Source organism: Patulibacter defluvii, assembly GCF_034096925.1.
Classification (GTDB): domain Bacteria; phylum Actinomycetota; class Thermoleophilia; order Solirubrobacterales; family Solirubrobacteraceae; genus Patulibacter; species Patulibacter defluvii.
The window spans coordinates 153,265-171,257 of record NZ_JAWZSQ010000006.1; the positions used below are offsets into that span (position 1 = coordinate 153,265).

Below are 17,993 nucleotides of genomic sequence, written 5' to 3' on the forward strand. Positions count from 1 at the left end.
AGCCGCTCGAATAGGCTTCCTCCCCGTGAGCGACGCCGAGCAGCAGGGCCCGAGGACGGCCGATCCGGCGCCCCTGCGGGGGGCCGTGGTCGGCCTGGGCATGATGGGCCGCCACCACGCCCGGCTGCTCCAGACCTCGGGCCTGACCACCTTGGTCGGGGCCGTCGACCCGGGCGGCGACCGCCACGGCGCGGTCGGCGACCCGGCGCTCGTCTTCCCGACGGTCGGCGCGCTGCTCGACGGTGCCGCCGACCAGCGGCCGCAGATCGCGATCGTCGCCGTCCCGACCGAGGAGCACCTGGCCGCGGTCCTGGAGCTGGTGGCCGCCGGCGTCCACGTGCTGGTGGAGAAGCCGCTGGCCGAGGATCCCGACCGCGCCCGCGAGCTGATCGCGGCGGTCCGGGCGGCCGACGTCCACGGGGTCGTCGGCCACGTCGAGCGCTGCAACCCGGCGCTGCGCGAGCTGCGGCGGCGGGTGCTCGGCGGGCAGCTGGGCCGGGTCTTCCACGTCGCCACCGAGCGGATCGGGCCGTTCCCCGCCCGGATCCGCGACGTCGGCGTGGTCAAGGACCTGGCCACCCACGACCTCGACCTGGTCGGCTGGCTCGGCGACGGGCCGGTCGTCACGCTCGCCGCCCAGACCCAGCACCGGATGGGCCGCGCCCACGAGGACCTGGTCAACGTGGTCGGGCGGCTGGAGGGCGGCACGACCTTCACGACGATGGTCGACTGGCTGTCGCCGACGAAGGTCCGCCGGACCCGGGTGCTGGGCGAGCGGGGGATGCTGGTGGCCGACACCCTGACCGCCGACCTGACCTTCTACGCCAACGGCGAGGTGGCCAGCGAGTGGGACGCCGCCCGCACCCTGCGCGGGGTCAGCGAGGGCGACATGACCCGCTACGCGATCGCCCGCCGCGAGCCGCTGCTGGTCGAGCTGGAGGGCTTCTGCGCCCTGGTCCGCGGCGACGAGGACGCCTCGGTGGTGCCGCTGGAGGCCGGCCTGGCCGCGGTCGAGCTGGCCGACGCGGTGCTCCGCAGCGCGGCCGCCGGGGAGACGGTCCACCTGGTCCCGACCGACGGTCCCGGCGGACCGGGCGGCCTGCGCGGTCGCTCGCACGACGGGATCGCCGACCCGACCGACGGTGTGGAGGCGCCGCGATGAGGGTCGTCGTCGTCGCGCTGGGCAAGATCGGCCTGCCGCTGGCCGCGTTCGCCGCCCGTCACGGGCACGAGGTGATCGGCTGCGACATCGACGAGGCGGTCGTCGCCCAGGTCAACGCCGCGCGGGAGCCGTTCCCGGGCGAGGGCGGGCTGGCCGAGGCGCTGGCCGCGACGGTCCCGACCGGCACGCTGCGGGCGACGACCGACACCGTCGCCGCGGTCGCCGCCGGCGCCGACCTGATCCTCGCCGTCCCGCCGCTGGTGGTCGACGCCGACGCGAAGCCGGAGTGGCGGGCGCTCGACGCGGCGGTCGAGGCGATCGGCCGCGGGCTGGCCCAGGCCGTCGCCGAGCGCGGGACCGCCGCCGGCCCCGACGGCGCGCCGCCGAGCGTGGTGGTCGAGACGACCCTGCCGGTCGGCAGCACCCGCGCGCGGGTGGCGCCGCTGCTGGAGCGGACCAGTGGTCTGCGCGAGGGCGTCGACTTCCACGCCGCCCACAGCCCCGAGCGGGTCTACAGCGGCCGGATCTTCCGGGACTTGGAGACCTACCCGAAGCTGGTCGGTGGGCTCGACGCGATCGGCGAGGCCCGCACCGCCGCCCGCTACCGGCGGCTGCTGAACGGCCCCGACGCGCCGGTGGTCGAGGTCCGCGAGCTGGGCGGGGCCGAGGCAGCCGAGCTGACGAAGCTGGCCGAGACGACCTACCGCGACCTGAACATCGCCTTCGCCAACGAGCTGGCGCGCCACGCCGACCGGATCGGGGTCGACGTGCAGGGCGTGATCGACGCCGCCAACAGCCAGCCGTTCAGCCACATCCACCGGCCGGGCGTCGCCGTCGGCGGCCACTGCATCCCGGTCTACCCGCGCTTCTACCTGGAGGGCGACCCGGGCGCGACGCTACCCGCCGCCGCCCGCGCGGTCAACGAGGCGATGCCGGCCTACGCGGTCGAGCTGCTCGGGGGACTGCTCGGCGGGCTGGCCGGGCGGCGGGTGCTGGTGCTCGGCGCGGCCTATCGCGGCGACGTCAAGGAGACGGCCTTCAGCGGCGTCTTCGGGCTCCGCGACGCGCTCGCCGCAGCCGGCGCCGAGCCGCTGGTCGCCGACCCGCTCTACGGCGACGACGAGCTGCGGGCGCTCGGGCTGGCGCCGTGGGACGGCGGTCCGGTCGACGGCGCGATCGTTCAGGCCGACCACGCCGCCTACCGCGCGCTGAGCCCGGCCGACGTGCCCGGGGCGCGGGCGGTGGTCGACGGCCGCGGCGTGCTCGACGCCGACCGCTGGCGGGCTGCCGGCGTGGCGCTGCGCCGGATCGGCTCGCGTGGCGGTTGACCCCCGGCGTCCGGGGCCGATCCGCCACGCGAGGCGGGGGCGGGCGGCCGGCAGGGCTAGGCGTCGATCAGCGAGAGGACGTTGCCGGCCGGATCGGTGAACCAGGCGATCGTCGGGCCGTTGTCGCGCATGATCCCCTTCTCGTCCTGCGGCATCCCCTCGTAGCGCTCGAAGGCGACGCCGCGCGCGGTCAGCTCGTCGACCGCGGCGTCGACGTCGTCGACCGGGAAGTTGAGGATCGTGAAGGTCGCGGGCTGGTGGTTGGGCTTCGGATAGGCGATCACGTCGCGGCCGCCGGCCAGGTGCAGGGTCACGATCCCCATCTCGTTGGGACCGGTGACCCGCAGGCCGAGGACGTCGCGGTAGAAGCGGGCAGCGGCGTCGGTGTCGTCGACCGAAAAGCCGCCGAAGGCGGGGCTGTTGGTGAGCGGCATGCCCTTCCAGACCCCGCCCGTCGCCGGAACTCATCGCTCGCGTGGCGGATTCGCCCCGGACGCCGGGGGTCAACCGCCACGCGAGGTGGGGGTGGGGGTCGGTGGGGAGGCCGGCGGCGGGGTCGCGCGCAGGCGCGGGAAGTCGCCGGGGCGGTAGGGCGCGTTGCGCGCGGCGTCGCCGGGCAGGGTGTAGGCGTTGGTCGGCAGGTCGCTCTTGGCCGCCAGCAGCGTCGCCGGGTCGATCATCACGAAGAACCGCGCCCAGCGGCCCTTGGCGTCGCCGTTGGTGCCGAAGGCGGCGGTGTTCGAGAACCAGGCCGCGATCGTGCGCTGGCGCGGCGCCAGGTAGCGGACGATCGTCGTCAGGTTCGACAGCGCCGGGGTCGCGACGCGGGCGGCCGGGGTGGCGGCGTCGAGCGCGTCGGGCAGCAGGTCGAGCAGCGGGGCCGCCGCCCGCCGCAGCCGCTCGGCCCCGCCGAGGATCCGGTCGACCCGGGCCGTCGCCGCCGGCAGCGCCGCGGCCGCCGCGGTCAGGTCGGGCGCGGCCGCCCGCAGGCCCGCCACCACCGGCCGCGCCTCGGCCAGCAGCGGCCGCGCCTGGGCGAGCGCGGCGTCGGCCGCCCGCAGCAGCCGCGGCGCCTCGTGCAGGGTCGCGCGCAGCGCCCGGTCGCGGTCGGCGACGGCGTCGAGCGTCCGCGCGCCGTCGCGGACCAGCGCCCGCACCCGCTCGCGGCGGGCGGCCAGCGCCTGCACCACCTGGCCGCCGCCGTCGACGATCGCCGCCAGCGCCGGTCCCTGGCCGTCGAGCACCGCGCCGAGCCGGTGGGCGGCGTCGACCGTCGTCCGCAGCTCGCGGAGGGCGCCGTCCAGCTGCTCGCCCGCGCGTGGCGAGGCGGTCGCCCGGCCGGCGGTCCGCAGCGCACCCCGCAAGTGCCGGCGGGTCGGCGGGTCGAGCATCTCCAGCGCCTCGTCGATCTCGACCGCCGGCCGCACCGCCGTCGCGGCGAGGGTCGCGCCGTCGCGCAGCGGGCCACGGCGGGCGTGGCCCGGGTCGAGGTCGACGTAGCCCTCGCCGAGCGGGGTCTTGGTGCCGATCCGCAGCGTCGCGTCGCGGTGGACGGCGACCGGGGTGCCGTCGAGCGCCAGCGTCAGCAGCGCGCGGCCGCCGGAGCGCTCGATCCGCCGTACGTGACCGACCACCACGCCGCGCACGCGGACGTCGGAGCGGGTGGCCAGCGCCTGGCTGTCGTCGACCCGCGCCCGCAGCAGGAACGGCCGGTCGACCTCGATCGCGGGGCCGCCGAAGCGGGCGGCCAGCAGCAGGAACAGCGCCACGCCCGTGACCAGGAAGAGCAGCAGCAGGACGGCGCCGCCGCGGGGCACGTGCCGGTTCACCGCCGGGCCTCCGCGTCCGCGGCGCCGAGCCGGCGCGCGTCGTCGGCCAGGCCGGGGACCAGGAACGGCACCAGGCAGGCCAGCGCGTTGGTCCGGCAGGCGCGCAGCGAGGCGGTCACCACCTGCCGCTCGGCGTCGCGGCGGGCCGTGCCCTTGGTCTCGATCGGGAAGCCGAAGTTGGCCGGGTTGAACGGCTCGAAGAAGCCGAGCCCGCGCAGCAGCGTGCCGTTGACGTCGGCGGTCGAGAAGATCCCGCTGAAGCGCTCGCCGAGCAGGCCGATCCCGTCGCGGTTGCGGTCGATCGCGCGGACGATCGGGTCGAGCCGGCCGACCGGGTGCTCGAGCAGCGGGACGGCGGTCGCGAGCGTGGTGGTGGTCTGCCGCGCGGCCCGCAGCGCCGGGCCGGTGGCGGTCGCGGTGCCGTCCAGCTCGGCCAGCAGCCGCGACAGGTCGGGCAGCGCCCCGCGGACGTCGCGGAGGGTCGCCGGCAGTGCCCGCGCCAGCGGCCGCAGCGCCGTCAATGCGGGGTCGAGGTCGTCGCCCAGCTCGTCGACCGCGGCGACCGCCTGGCGGGTGCGGGTCAGCGTCGCCGGCAGCTCGGCGACCGTCCGCCGCAGCTCGCCGGAGCGGGCCCCGCCGACGGCCAGCGTCGCGCGGGCGGCGGCGATCGCCCGCGCCAGCGTCCGGTCGCGGCGGCCGACGGTGGTGAAGAGCACGTCGAGGTGGCCGACCAGCCGGGTCAGCAGCTGCCGCCGGTGGTCGAGCTTGGCCGTGACCGCGTCGGCCGAGCGGGTCAGCGGCTCGACCCGCCGCAGCGCGTCGGCCAACGTGCGGCCGCGGCGGCCGCCGACGCCGCGATCGAGCTGGCCGATCAGCAGCTGGAGGTGGGTGCGGGTGTCGGCGTCGAGGGTCGAGACGACGCGGCTGAAGGGCACGCTGGCCGCCGTCCGGGCGTCGTCGATCCGGTCGCCCTCGCCGAGCGCGGGCGCGGTCCGGCGGCCGGGCGTCAGCTCGACCACCAGGTCGCCGAGCTGCGAGCGCGGCCGGATCGTGGCCCGGGCGTCGGCGTGGAGCTTGCCGGCGGTCGCGCGGTCGAGCCGCAGGGTCAGCTCGGCGCGGCCGTCGCGGTGGGCGATCCCCGTCACCCGGCCGCTCTCGACCCCGGCGATCGTGACCGTCGCGTCGTCGCTGGGGCGGAGGCCGGCGGCGTCGGCGAAGCTGGCCCGGACCGTGTAGCCATCGCCGGCGAACGGCCAGCTGCGGTTGACCTCGAGCACCCAGGCGACGAGCGCCAGCCCGACCAGGCCGAGCAGCACCAGCACCGTCCGGCCGAGCGGCGGCAGCGCCCCGCCGGCGGGCCGCAGGAGGCGACGACGGCTCATGGCGTGCACAGCTCCAGGCCGGAGAGCAGCTTGCCGAGGTCGGGGCTGAGGCCGGTGATCGTCGCGCACGGCGGCAGCGGCAGCCCGAGCCCGGTCAGGAAGCGGATCTGGAAGCGCATGAAGTGACCCTCGCCCTGCTGCAGCCCGTTGCTGGGGTCGGACGGCTGGAAGTAGCGGGAGGCCCCGCCGCCGCCGGCGAACATGTTCAGGAAGGCCAGGTAGGAGGGCAGCTTCAGGGTCGGGGTCGGCTTCGCCAGCGCCGGCAGCAGCGAGCGGTCGAGGACGCCCAGCGTCGGCGCGGTCCGGGCCACCAGCGCGCGGGCGTCGGGGGCGGCGGCCGCCGCCCGTTCGAGCGCGGCGCGGCCGTCGCGGACCAGCGGCGTGGCGGCGGTCGCGGCCCGGCCGGCGCGACGCAGGACCGGACGGGCGGCGCGGACGGTCGGGGCGACGTCGCCGAGCCCCGGGTCGAGGTCGCGGGTCAGGCCGTCGAGCCGGGCGAGCGTGCCGTCGGCGGCGGCGCTGCCGCGGCGGACCGCCCGCAGCGTCTCCGGCAGGGCGGCGATCGTGGCCCGCAGCGCCGCGCCGTCGGGACCGTGGAGCGCGGCCGCGGTCCGCTCGGCGTCGTCGATCAGCGGCCGCAGGTCGGCCTGGCGGATCGCGACCGCGTTGCCGGTGCGGGCGAGGCCGCGGACCGCCCGCCGCAGCGACGCGCCGCGGGCGGTCGGATCGGGGTCGCCGGCGCCGGCCGGACCGCGGACGGCGTCGGCCACCCGGCGGACCCGGCCCAGGAGCGGCGGCAGCCGCTCGAGCGTGCGGCCGACGGCACGGGTGGTGCGACGGTCGCCGGCCGCGGCCAGCCCGCGGGCGCCGCCGCGGATCGCCGCCCGCGTCGGGCCGTCGGCCAGCCGCAGCGCGCGGTCGACCGGCACGTAGGCGATCGTCCGCGCGACCGGGATCACGCGCTCGCCGAGCGGCGGCTGGTCGGCCGATCCGGGCCGCAGCTCCAGGTAGGCGTTGCCCTCGAAGACCAGCCGCGGCCACAGCTCGACGCGGGCGTCGCGGCGGATCGGGCCGGCGTCGCGGGCCACCCGCATCGTCACCAGCGCGTGGTCGCCGGCGCGCTCGATCGCGGTCACCCGGCCGGCGGCGGTGCCGGCCACGCGGACCTCGCTGCCGGTCCGCAGCGTGGTGGCGTCGGCCAGCGCCACCCGCACCGTCCGGTCGGAGGAGAACGGGTTCGGCCGCTGCCAGGCCAGCAGGACCGCGGCGAGCACGACGACGACGGCCAGCGCCCCGCGCAGTCGGAGGGCGGTCAGCGGCACGACTTGCGGTCCTTGGTCGAGGCCTCGCCGGGCCGCGGGTAGGGGTTGCGGCCGAAGTGGCAGGTGAGGACCATCGAGAAGCGGACGGCGCGGGCGCCCGAGGCCTGGCCGTCGGGGAACGCGAAGTCGCCCCAGCGGTCGAAGCCGACGACCGCGTCGACGATGTCGTCGTGGTACGGCGCCAGGTAGCGGGAGAGCGGCCCCAGCGGCGCGGTCAGCGGATCCAGCAGCGCGGCGGGGTCACGGGCCGCGCCGAGCACCGGGCCACTGCGGGCGAGGACCGGGGTCGCCTGGCGGCCGAGCCGCGCGAAGGCGCCGATCCCGTCGCTCCGCCGCAGCGCCGAGAGCAGCGACGGCAGCGCCCGCTCGGTCGCCGCGGTCACCGGCCGCAGCTCGGCGGCCAGCCCGCCGACGTCGTCGATCAGCGCCCGCGCCGGCGGCAGCGTCCGGGCGGCCTGCCGCTCGACGGCCGGCAGCGCGCCGATCGTGGCGGCCAGGCCGTCGTCGGGGATCGCCTCGAGCGTGCGGCGGGCAGCGGGCACGATCGCCGCCAGCGCGCCGTCGGCGTCGAGGCTCCGCAGGACCGCGTCGGCGGCGCCGAGCAGGCCGGCGAGGGCGCCCGGGCGGGCGGCGAGCCCGCGGGCCAGCGGGGTCAGGCCGTCGAGGGTCGCCGGCAGCGTGGCCAGGGTCCGGTTGAGGTCGGGACCGCGGCCGGCGATCCCGCTCCCGACCTGGCGCAGGGTCCCGGAGAGCGCCCGGCGGGTGCGGGCGTCGAAGGCGGCGGCGACGTCGCTCAGCTGGACGGTCGCGGGAGCCGTCCCCAGCCGCGCGCCGTCGGGCAGCGGCCGCGAGCGGTCGCCGGGCTCGAGCGCCACGTAGACCGCGCCGGCGATCCCGCGCAGCCGCACCGTCGCCCGCGCGCCGCGGCCGACCGGGCCCTCGTCGAGGGCCAGCGTGACCCGGGCGCGCGGCGTGCCGTCGGGCCCCCGCGCCGGCTCGACCCGGCGGACGGTGCCGGCCCGCTGGCCGGCGATCCGGACGTCGTCGCCGTCCTTCAGCAGCGGCGCGTCGCCGGCGACGTCGATCCGCAGCTCGTAGGGGTCGGAGAGCGGTCCGCCGTCGATCGCGACCGTCGACAGGTAGACGACGGCCCCGATCGCGACCACGACCAGCAGCCCGAGCAGCAGGTCGCGCCGGCGGCGGTCCTCGGGGGTGGCGCGGCGGCTCACTTGTCCCTCCCCAGCGCCTTCAGCAGGCAGCCCGGCTCGATCGGGACGCCGAACGCCTCGCACGAGAAGACCGCGGCCCCGCGCCAGTAGTTGCGGGCCGGGTCGGCGAAGGGGTCGGCCGGCTGCGTGCCGGGCTCGGCGCCCTGGTCGGTGAAGTTGACGAAGAAGCCCTTCGAGATCGCCGGCGCCGCGTCCTCGACCGCGGTCAGCAGCCGGTCGAGGTCGGGGGCGACCGCGGCCGCGGTGCCGAGCCCCTGGGTCAGCGCCGTCCACGTGCCCTCGCGGCCGACCAGCGCCCCGCGCAGCTGCCGCAGGGCCGGGATCAAGTCGGAGGAGGCGCGGCGGGCGCGGCCGAGGAACGGCCGCACGCGGTCGGCGGCCGTCGTCAGCCCCGGCGCCAGCGCGCGCAGGTCGCGGGCCAGCGGGCGCAGCCGCCCGGCGGTGGCGGTCAGCGACGCGGCGGTCGTCCGCAGCCGCCCGAGCGTGGCCGGCAGCCCGCGGAGGCCGTCGTCGAGCGGCCGGCGGACCGCGACCACCGTCGTCAGCCGCCGCTCCAGCGCCACCAGCGCCCGCTCGCCGTCGGGGGCGGTGGCGGCCAGCGCGCCGACCGCCCGCTCGGCGTCGGCGACGACCGAGGAGAGGGCCGCGTCCTGGTCGTCCAGCTCGCGCAGCACCCCGTCGCCGGCGGTGATGGCGGGCCGCAGCGCGACCAGCGTCCGCGCCAGGTCCTCGCCGCGGCCGGCGAGCGCCTGGCCGCCGGCCACCAGCAGCGCCCGCAGCCCGTCGCGGACCGGCCCGTCGAAGCTCTCCAGCAGTTGCTCCAGGCGCGGCGCGTCGACCGTCCGGGCGACCGCGATCGGCCCCCGCAGCGGCCGCCGGTCGTGGCCGGGGGAGAGGTCGAGGACGACGTCGCCGAGCAGGTCGGCGGGCCGGATCGCGGCGCTGGCGTCGGCCCGCGGCGGCTCCAGCCCCTCGTGCAGCCGCAGCCGCACGCGGGCGGTCCCGGCGTCGGTCAGGGAGATCCGCTCGACCCGCCCGGCCTTCGCCCCGCCGACGATCACGTCGGCGTCGGCGACCAGCCCGCGGGCGTCGCGGAAGTCGACGTCGATCGTCGCCCCCTCGCCGCCGCGGACCAGCCGCTGGACGCCGAGCACGAAGCCGGCGGCGACGACCGCGGCCAGCAGCAGCACGGCGGCGGTGGCCAGCGCCCAGCGCGGACCGCGGGTCACGGGGCGTCGCTCCCGGCGGTCAGCAGGCTGCTGCGCCAGCCGTTCCACGGCTCGCCCTGGAGCGACCCGGGCGGGCGCAGGAACGGCCGCGCCAGGTGGCCGGCGTCCTGGCCGTCGGGCGACGCCACCCGCAGCGGCGCCGGCGGGAAGGTCAGGCCGACCCGGAACCCGTGGCCGTTGGCGTCGTAGTTGGCGGTCGCGTCGGCCCAGTTGCTGAAGAACGAGAAGAAGTCGGGCAGCCGGACCCGGCTCTCGTCGAGGATCGGGTTCGCCTGCCGCAGCGCGCGGGTGGCCGTCCGCAGGACCGGGGTCGCCTCGGCGACCAGCGGCGCGACGGCGCCGAGCTGGCGCGGGCCGTCGGTGACGACCGCTTCGGTCTGGCGCAGGACCGGGCCGGCGGCGGCCAGCGTCGTCCGCAGCTCGGGGGCGGCGGCGGCGATCTGGTCGACGGCCGGTCGCGCCCGGCGGGCGGTGGTCCGCAGCCGCGGCAGCTGGCGGCGGAAGCGGTCGAGGGTCGCGCGCGGCGCCCGCAGGCCGTCCGGCAGCGCGGCGAGCGCGTCCCGCAGCGCCGCCTGCTCGCTGGCGCTGTCGCCGACGACCGCGGCCAGCCGGTCGACCGCGGCCGCGGTCCGCTGCTCGCCGTCGCCGGCGGCCAGCGCGTCGGTCACCCGCCGGGTGGTGGTCACCACCTGGCGCAGCGCGGCGCCGTCGGCCGTCGCGTCGGCGATGGCGCCCTCGGCGGCGGCGAGGGTTCGCGAGGCGCGCCGGAGGGTCGCGGCCAGCGCCTCGCCGCGGCCGGCGGTGGCGCGGTCGGCGCCGGCCACCAGCTCGCGGACCGCCCGCCGGGTCGGTGGGTCGAGGGTGGCCAGCACGGTCTCGATCTCGACCGGCTGGTCGGTCCGGGCCAGGCCCAGCGTAGCCCCGTCGCGGAGTCGCGGACCGCGGCCGTCGGCCAGCGCCACGACCCGGTTGAGCTGGCCGCTGAGCGAGACGATCCGGAGGTCGGCGCGGGCCCCGCGGTGCAGCCGCTCGCCCTCGCGCAGCCGCAGCGTCACCCGCGGCCGGCCGTCGACCAGGGCGATCCGCTCGACCCGTCCGACCCGGACCCCGGCGCGCTCGACCTCGGCCCCTTCGACTAGTCCGGGGACGGCGTCGAACTCGGCCACGACCCGGACCCCGCCGTCCTGTTCCCAGGGGCGGACGACGGCGGCGGCGACGACCACGACGAGCACGCCGGCGGTGGCGACCGGCCGCCTCATCCGATCGGGATCCGCGGGTTGGCGCCCCAGAAGACGAGCGTCCCGAGCATCGAGATCGCGGTCACCCCGACGACGCTGATCGCCATCGAGCGGGCGGTCGCGATCCCGACCTCGACCGGGCCGCCGCGCACGCGGTAGCCGTGGAAGAGCGCGACCAGCACCACCCAGGCGGCGATCGCCATCCCCTTGAGGACGCTGAAGAGCACGTCCCAGCCGTCCTGGAAGGCGAAGAAGAAGAGCCGCCAGGTGCCGGGCGAGACGTCGCCGAAGCGGACGACCGACATCAGGTAGGTGGCGACGTAGGCCGAGGCGATCGACAGCAGGTAGGCGGCCGGCAGCACCAGCACGCAGGCCAGCAGCCGGGTCACGGCCAGGTAGGCGAGCGAGCGGACGCCCATCGCCTCGAGCGCGTCGACCTCCTCGTTGACCCGCATCGCCCCCAGCTCGGCGACGATCCCGCAGCCGACCTTGGCGGCGAGGATGTAGCCGAAGACGAAGGGGACGACCTCGCGCAGGCTGCACCAGGCGCTGAAGCCGCCGGCGATCGGGTCGAAGCCGAAGGCGCGGGCGAGCGCCGTCGACTCGAGCCCGCAGGAGCCGCCGGCGAAGAAGGCGATCGCCAGCATCACCAGCAGCGAGCTGGAGGCGATCAGCGAGGCCTGGCGGATCGTCTCGCCGGCCATCCCGCGGGCCCGCGGCAGCTCGCGCAGCAGCTCGCCGGCGAACGAGGTCAGCGCACCGAGCAGCCCCAGCAGCCCGCCGTGGCCGTGGACACCGGCGGGGTGGCGGGCGTCGATCCCGCGGGCGCCCTCGAGGCCGAGGGTGGCGTCCGGCTCGCTCATCGCAGGACGTTGACCTCGGGGAAGGTGGCCAGGAACCACTGGGTGTAGAGCAGGTTGACGACGAAGATCGCCAGCAGGCTGCCGACCACCGCGCGGTTGACCGCCCGCCCGACGCCGTGGGCGCCGCCTTCGGCGTGGAGCCCGTGCCAGGAGCTGATGACGCCGATCAGCAGCCCGAAGATCCCGACCTTGACGACGCTGGCCAGCAGGTCGAGGAAGGTCGCGTTGGCCACGAACGACTCGAGGAAGGCGCCGGTGGTGCCGCCGAGCACGCCGACCGAGGCGACGTAGCCGCCGAGCACGCCGAAGAGCAACGCGAAGACGTCGAGCACCATCAGGACGACCACCAGCGCCAGCGTCCGCGGGGCGACGATCGCCGCCACCGGGTCGACGCCGAGCACCTCGAGCGCGTCGATCTCGCCCCGCACGCGGCGGGTGCCGAGCTCGGCCGCGAGCATCGTCCCGACCATCCCGGCCACGACGCCGGCGGTCACGAAGGTGCCGAACTCGCGCACGATCGCGACCACCATGAAGCCGCCGGCGCGGTCGACCGAGCCGAACGCCTGGAGGAAGTTGCCGGCCTGGAGCCCGGGACCGGAGAAGCCCCAGACCGCGACCGAGATCGCGATCGGCCAGAAGGTGGCCCGCAGCGTGTCGATCGACGCGATCACGAACTCGCGGCGCCACGCGAACGGTGGTCGCAGCAGCGCCCGGGCGACGGCGACGGTCAGCGCGACGATCCCGCCCAGCCGTCGCAGCCGCTCGCCGACGGCGGCCAGCAGTCGCTCGGCGGGGGCCGGCCGGACGCTCCGTGGTCGAGCGGCGACCGGGGTGGACGAGGAAATCTGCATTTTTCGGACCCGAATTCCGGAAAGGCGGTCGACGGGAAAGTCGACTTCCTGACCGGATTTCCGCATAATAGCGACCGCGGTCCAACGGTCGTCCAGATTGCTTGAAATCCGATCGGGTAGTAGCTTTTCCGCCCGGACATGCCGTCGACGGGGTGTCCGGTGACTGCGCGCAGCCGCGCGCCGACCAGGAGACAGGCAGATGACAGCGATGTGGAGGGCGCTCCCGCGGGGGCGCCGAACGATCGCCGCGTTGGTGGCGGTGATCGCGAGCTTGGGGGGCGGGACGCTCCTCGTGACAGGCCCAGCCTCGGCCGGGGACAACGACCAGATCATCAGCGCCGAGTGGCTGGCGAACACCCTCAGCCGCGGGCTCAAGCTGGGGCAGGTCGACAACAACACGATCCCCGGGGCGATCGAGCGTCGCGACCGGGCGAAGACGGAGTGGAAGACCGCCGTCGCGAAGTACAAGACGGCCTACGCCAACGCCGCCAAGCAGACCGGCGCGGCCCGCACGGCGGCGATCGCCGAGGCGAAGAAGCTCTACCCAGACCCGAAGGCGAAGCCCGAGTACAGCCTCGTCTGGTCCGGCAAGCAGAACGTGGCCGACATCAACGCCGACGTGATCTCGAAGCTGATCCAGAACCTGACGGTCAACCCGCAGGGCCTGCTGGAGATGCTCGGGCCGCAGTTCCTGCCCGGCCTCGACGGCTGGCAGGTGATCGACGTCCGCAAGCAGGACGTCTCCGGCAAGGCCAACCCCGACTACGGCAAGGTCGTCAACTTCGTCCAGCTGCCGCTGCCGTGGGGCGTCGAGAACGAGCCGCACCACATGCAGTACGAGTGGGAGGACGGCGACCCGGTGATCGCCGGCGCGCTGTTCGTGTCGACCACCCACGTCCTCGACGTGAGCGACATCCCGAACGTCAAGCTCAAGAACCAGGTGCCGCTGACCGGCGTCGGGTACTCGATCCCGGACGCCTACGACGCGGTCGGCGACGGCCGCTTCATCGGCACCTACATGGGCGGCCCGATCACCAACTTCGGCGGTTCGCCGGGCGCCCTGGCCGTCTTCAAGCCCGACCCCAACCTCGGCCTCGTGGTCGAGAACGTGGTCCCGGCCGGCAACACCTTCGGGACCGCGATCGGCAACGCCAACGGCGTGCCCGAGCCCTGCTCCGGTCGTGAGTCGCGGCCGCTGGGCACCTGCGCCAACCCGCACGGCATCCAGGTCCGTCCCGACCTCAAGACGGTCGTGACCTCGGACTACGCCGAGCCGCGCGAGATCGTGCTCGACCCGGTCAAGACGCTCGACAAGTACGCGTTCCGCCCGACGGTCCGCACCTTCGACCTGACCAACCCCGGCGCGCCGGTCCTGAAGTCGGTCTCGCACATGCCGAAGGGCTGGCGCGAGCCGGTCCAGCGGGCGCACGAGAACTACGGGATCATGGAGAACGCCAAGACCTGGCCGAAGACGGCCGCGTTCCCGCAGACGCTGGAGTCGAAGGGCGCCTTCGCCGGCTCGATGTGCGGCGGCGGCATCTTCTTCACCCCCGACATCACGAAGCTCAAGGGCGACGCGTCGGACAAGTGGGTCCAGGTCTGGGACGACGGGCTCTCCGACCTGCTCTCGAAGGGCGACGGCGACGCCAGCAAGTTCATCGACCAGCCCGGCGACTGCGCCGGTGGCGCCTGGCACCAGGTGTCGCGCAACAACAAGTGGTTCTTCCGCTCGGTCCAGGGCCGCAACCCCGGCGGCGACAACTACTTCGATCGCGGCGCGACGAAGCAGCTGTACGACCTCAACATCGAGGACCTGATCAAGTCGGCGCAGGACGGCAAGGTCCAGTGCGACCTGACCAACGGCATCGACACCGACGGTGACGGCAGCAAGGACCTGACGGCGATCCAGGCCGTCCACAAGCTCGCCAAGGGCGAGAAGGTCGCCGACTGCCCGACGCTGATCGACACGCTGAAGGTCAACGACAACACCTCCGGCGGCCCGCACTGGGCGGCGCTGGACAACCACAGCTACACCCCCGACGGGTTCCCGACCCGCCTGACGTTCTCGAACTACTTCGTCTCGCGGACGGGGGTCGACGGCGACCACCGGTTCTACCTGGTCAACATCGACAAGGACGGGAAGCTCTCGTACGACGAGGACTTCCGCGACGAGAAGACCGGCGCCCTCGGCGTCAACTTCAACCGTCGCAACTGGCCCGGCTCGCCGGACGCCGGCTTCTACAAGCCGCACTCGATGCTGTGGATCACCCCGCCCGGGATCGCGCCGAAGAACACCGGCCCGCTGCCGGTGCTCCCGGACGACCCGGCCCCGGCCCCGGCGGTCGCGGTCGGCGGCGAGGCGTCCGCGGTCCGGGCGCTGGCCGGGAAGCGGTCGAAGGCGAGCGTGCGGGTGAAGGTCACCGGCGCGAAGCTGTCGCGGGTCAAGGTCGTCGTCCGGAACGCGCGCAAGCGGGCCCTGGCGGCGTCGAAGGCCCGGACGATCTCGGCCGGCAAGAAGGTCAAGGTCACCCTCAGCCGGGCCTCGCGCTCGGGCTGGGCGAAGCGGTCGAAGGTGACCGTGACGGTGACCGGGCGGACTCCCGAGGGCAAGAGCGTCAGCGTCCGACGCTCGGTCCGCCTCTGATTCGCCGATGAGCACGGGCACCCCTCCGGGGCCCGTGACGACGCGGCCACGGTGGTTCGCCACCGCGGCCGCGCTCGTCGTGGCCCTCCTGCTCGCCGCCGTCATGCCGGCGGCCGCTTCCGCACATCCATCGCTGGTCCAGTCGGCGCCGCTCGGCGGCCTCTCCGCGGACCAGCCGCCGACCGCCGTCCGGCTGGCCTTCACCGAGGGCGTGATCGCCCGCGGCTCGTCGATCGAGGTCCGCGGGCCGCGCGGCGAGCGGGTCGCCACCGGTCCGCTGCGGGTCAGCGATGGCTCGCTGCTGGTCGCGCCGCTGCGCGGGAGCCTGCGGCCGGCGGTCTACGACGTGCGGTGGGTGGCGCTGGGCTCCGACGGGCACACCACGTCGGGCTCGTTCCGCTTCGGCGTCTCGGGCCCGAAGGGCAGCCCGCCGCCCGGAGCCGAGCGGCTCGGCGGCGGCGCCTCGACCGGGATCGGCTCGCGCGGGGGCGAGGACGTCTCCGGCGAGGGCTGGTTCGAGCTGGCCGTCCGCTGGCTCGGCCTGCTGGGGGCGGCGACGCTGCTCGGCGGGGTGCTGCTGCGCTGGCGCGTCCCGCGCGCCCAACGGGGTCCCGGCGCCGAGCGGCGCTGGCAGCGGCTGGCGACGCTGGCCCTGGCCCTCTCCCTCTTCGGGGCCGCCGAGGCCGTCGCCGTGCTGGCGACCGCCGGCGTCGGCGACCCCTCGCTGGCGCTGCTGACCGGCAACGGCAACGGCCGGATCGCGCTGCTGCGGCTGCTGCTGGCGGCCGCGCTCGGCGGGGCCGGGCTCTGGCTGCGGCGCCGCAACGACCCGCGCAGCGACGGGCTGCTGGCCGCGTCGGGCGTGGTGGCGCTGATCGCCTACGGCACCGACGGCCACGTCCAGGGGCTCGGCGACGGGACCCTCGTCGCGGCCCTGCTGGGGGCGCTGCACGGGGTCGCGGCCGGCGTCTGGGCCGGTGGCCTGGTGGCGCTGGCCGTGCTCGGCGGCGGCCGGCGGGCGCTGCGGGCGCTGGCGCCGTTCGCGATCGCCGCGATCGTCGTCCTCTCCGTGACCGGCCTGGTGGCCGCCCTGCGCGAGGTCGACGGCTGGTACTACCTGCGCTGGACCGGCTACGGCCGAGTGCTGGCGGTGAAGGTGCTGCTGGTGGCGCTGGCCGTCGGCGCCGGCGCGGTCGCCACCCGGCGGCTGCGGCACAGCGGCGGGGCGGGCGCCGGCGGCTCGCGGCTGCTGCGCGGCGAGGCCGTGCTGGCGGTCACCGTGCTGGTGCTGGCCGCGGTCCTGGCCGGATTGGTGCCGGGACGCGGGCGGCCGGTGGCGGCCCAGCAGGGCAACGTGCTCGGCGGACCGGCGCTGGCGACGACCGCGATCGGCGGCCAGCTGCTGCGGCTGACCGTCGCCCCGGCGACTCCGGGGCGGAACGTGGTCGTCGCCGATCCGACGACGCTGGCCGAGGGCACGCCCGGGCGGGCGCCGGCACGGATCGACGTGCGGCTGCGCTGCGCCTGCTCGACCGGCGAGGTCCGCGCCCAGCTGCGGCGGGGACCGGGCGACGCCTGGTCGGCCGCGGTCGAGCTGCCCGCGGCCGGCACCTGGTTCGCCTACCCGGCGGTCGACGGCCGCCGCGAGTCGGCGCCGGCCGCGTTCCCGATCGGTGATCTGGCCGAGGGCGGGCCCGCGCCGCGGCACCTGATCCAGACCGCCGACCTCTCCGGGCGCCAGGCCCGCACCTGCCGGGCCCACGCCCAGGGCGCGTCGCTGGCGGTCGGGCGGCTGAACGCGAAGGGTGGGGTCGACGGCGGCCGCAAGCTGGTGCTGCGGACGGTCGACGACGGTGGCGATCCCGCGCGGGCGGCCGCGGCGGTCCGCGCGGCCGGCGACGCGGTGGCGCTGCTGGCGCCCTGCGGCGACGGCGCGGAGGCGGCGGTCCGGGCGGCCGGTGACCGGGTGACGGTGGTCGGCGAGCCGTCGGTGCCGCTGGTCCGTGGCCGCCGGGTCTTCCGGACCGGCGGCGACCCGCGCGCCGAGGGGGTGGCGATCGGCCGCTTCGTCGCCGAGCAGGGCCTGAGCTCGCGGCCGAGCGCGGTGCCGCGGATCACCGTCCTCCGCAGCGGCCGCTCGGTGGCCTCCGACGCCCGGATCGCCGGGCTCCGCGAGGCCGTCGCCGGGACCCCGCTGCGGGTGGTGGTGGAGCCGCCGTCGGCGATCGCCGATCCGCGCCGGTTCGCCCGCGCGATCGACGCCGCGCACCAGCTGGTGACCGTCGTCGACGGCGATCGGCGGAGGCTGGCGGCGGCTCTGCGGCGGCTCGGCCGCGACCAGCCGCGGTTCCCCTACGACGCGATCGTGGCGACCAGCCCGCTGTTCGACGAGCGGTTCGAGGTCGACAGCGGCGCGCTCGCCCGCGCCGGCGCGATCATCTCGGCCAGCGAGCTGCAGCTCGGCTCGCAGGACGCCGAGGCCTACGCCAACGTGATCCCGCTGCTGTTCCCGGGCGAGCGGCCGTCGATCGCCGGCCTCCGCGGCTACGTGGCCGGGCTGGCGCTGGACGAGGGGCTGCGCGACGGGACCGATGCCGGCGACGTCGAGCGGCGGCTGCGGCGGCCGCGGCGGTTCACCGACGCGCTGGTGGCGCCGTGGCGGGCCGACCGGCGGTGGGCGGGTGGGCCGCTCTTCCAGGTGGTCAACCTGAGCTTCCTGCCGGAGAACCTGATCCCCGAGCAGGCGGGCGGGTCGAAGGTCTCCGGCCGGTTCTTCGCCGACGGGGCCTGGGCGCCGCTGCAGGGCCGGATCTACGGACCGACGATCCGTGGGCTGAACGTCGGGCCGCCGGCGCCGGCGCCGCCGATCACGGGCTCGCCGGAGGCGCCGTGAGGGGCGCGGCCGGGGGCGGGCGG

13 protein-coding genes are annotated in these 17,993 nt (G+C 76.7%); 4 read left to right on the forward strand and 9 right to left on the reverse strand.

The genetic code is table 11. The features are described 5' to 3' along the window. Positions 1 to 25 precede the first annotated feature (25 nt). Together SH587_RS08705 and SH587_RS08710 are read left to right on the forward strand one after the other, a co-directional pair. Entirely contained in the window at positions 26 to 1,162 is a 1,137-nt protein-coding gene (locus tag SH587_RS08705; RefSeq protein WP_320670199.1) for a Gfo/Idh/MocA family protein, read from the forward strand. Then, a complete protein-coding gene (locus tag SH587_RS08710) occupies positions 1,159 to 2,490 on the forward strand; it encodes a nucleotide sugar dehydrogenase (protein WP_320670200.1) in 1,332 nt (443 codons plus the stop codon). Before SH587_RS08705 ends, SH587_RS08710 begins: the two co-directional genes overlap by 4 nt. A gap of 56 nt (positions 2,491 to 2,546) precedes the next feature. Here the strand turns inward: SH587_RS08710 and SH587_RS08715 are convergent, their stop codons facing one another. The 9 genes from SH587_RS08715 to SH587_RS08755 all read right to left on the reverse strand — a co-directional run bounded on the left by SH587_RS08715 (position 2,547) and on the right by SH587_RS08755 (position 12,433). Further along, positions 2,547 to 2,924, reverse strand: coding sequence for a VOC family protein (locus tag SH587_RS08715; RefSeq protein WP_320670201.1), 378 nt, complete (start codon positions 2,922 to 2,924; stop codon positions 2,547 to 2,549). 69 nt (positions 2,925 to 2,993) lie between these two features. Then, positions 2,994 to 4,319 (reverse strand): MlaD family protein, encoded by a 1,326-nt coding sequence (locus SH587_RS08720; RefSeq protein WP_320670202.1) that lies wholly within the window; start codon positions 4,317 to 4,319, stop codon positions 2,994 to 2,996. Further along, positions 4,316 to 5,701, reverse strand: coding sequence for an MlaD family protein (locus SH587_RS08725; RefSeq protein WP_320670203.1), 1,386 nt, complete (start codon positions 5,699 to 5,701; stop codon positions 4,316 to 4,318). The genes SH587_RS08720 and SH587_RS08725 overlap by 4 nt, the downstream gene beginning before the upstream one ends. Next, the gene (locus tag SH587_RS08730) at positions 5,698 to 7,023 is read right to left on the reverse strand and encodes an MlaD family protein (protein WP_320670204.1); all 1,326 of its coding nucleotides are present in this window, start codon (positions 7,021 to 7,023) and stop codon (positions 5,698 to 5,700) included. The genes SH587_RS08725 and SH587_RS08730 overlap by 4 nt, the downstream gene beginning before the upstream one ends. After that, entirely contained in the window at positions 7,014 to 8,252 is a 1,239-nt protein-coding gene (locus SH587_RS08735) for an MlaD family protein (RefSeq protein ID WP_320670205.1), read from the reverse strand. Before SH587_RS08735 ends, SH587_RS08730 begins: the two co-directional genes overlap by 10 nt. Further along, complete coding sequence (locus SH587_RS08740; protein ID WP_320670206.1) at positions 8,249 to 9,481, reverse strand: MlaD family protein; 1,233 nt, start codon at positions 9,479 to 9,481, stop codon at positions 8,249 to 8,251. The genes SH587_RS08735 and SH587_RS08740 overlap by 4 nt, the downstream gene beginning before the upstream one ends. After that, a complete protein-coding gene (locus SH587_RS08745; RefSeq protein WP_320670207.1) occupies positions 9,478 to 10,740 on the reverse strand; it encodes an MlaD family protein in 1,263 nt (420 codons plus the stop codon). Before SH587_RS08745 ends, SH587_RS08740 begins: the two co-directional genes overlap by 4 nt. Beyond that, positions 10,737 to 11,582, reverse strand: coding sequence for an ABC transporter permease (locus SH587_RS08750; RefSeq protein WP_320670208.1), 846 nt, complete (start codon positions 11,580 to 11,582; stop codon positions 10,737 to 10,739). The genes SH587_RS08745 and SH587_RS08750 overlap by 4 nt, the downstream gene beginning before the upstream one ends. Beyond that, the gene (locus SH587_RS08755; RefSeq protein WP_320670209.1) at positions 11,579 to 12,433 is read right to left on the reverse strand and encodes an MlaE family ABC transporter permease; all 855 of its coding nucleotides are present in this window, start codon (positions 12,431 to 12,433) and stop codon (positions 11,579 to 11,581) included. The genes SH587_RS08750 and SH587_RS08755 overlap by 4 nt, the downstream gene beginning before the upstream one ends. Positions 12,434 to 12,725: 292 nt before the next feature. Between SH587_RS08755 and SH587_RS08760 the strand changes: the two genes are divergently transcribed. Together SH587_RS08760 and SH587_RS08765 are read left to right on the forward strand one after the other, a co-directional pair. Then, complete coding sequence (locus SH587_RS08760) at positions 12,726 to 15,077, forward strand: hypothetical protein (protein WP_320670210.1); 2,352 nt, start codon at positions 12,726 to 12,728, stop codon at positions 15,075 to 15,077. Positions 15,078 to 15,084: 7 nt separating this feature from the next. Beyond that, positions 15,085 to 17,970, forward strand: coding sequence for an ABC transporter substrate-binding protein (locus tag SH587_RS08765; protein WP_320670211.1), 2,886 nt, complete (start codon positions 15,085 to 15,087; stop codon positions 17,968 to 17,970). The last annotated feature ends 23 nt before the right edge of the window (positions 17,971 to 17,993 follow it).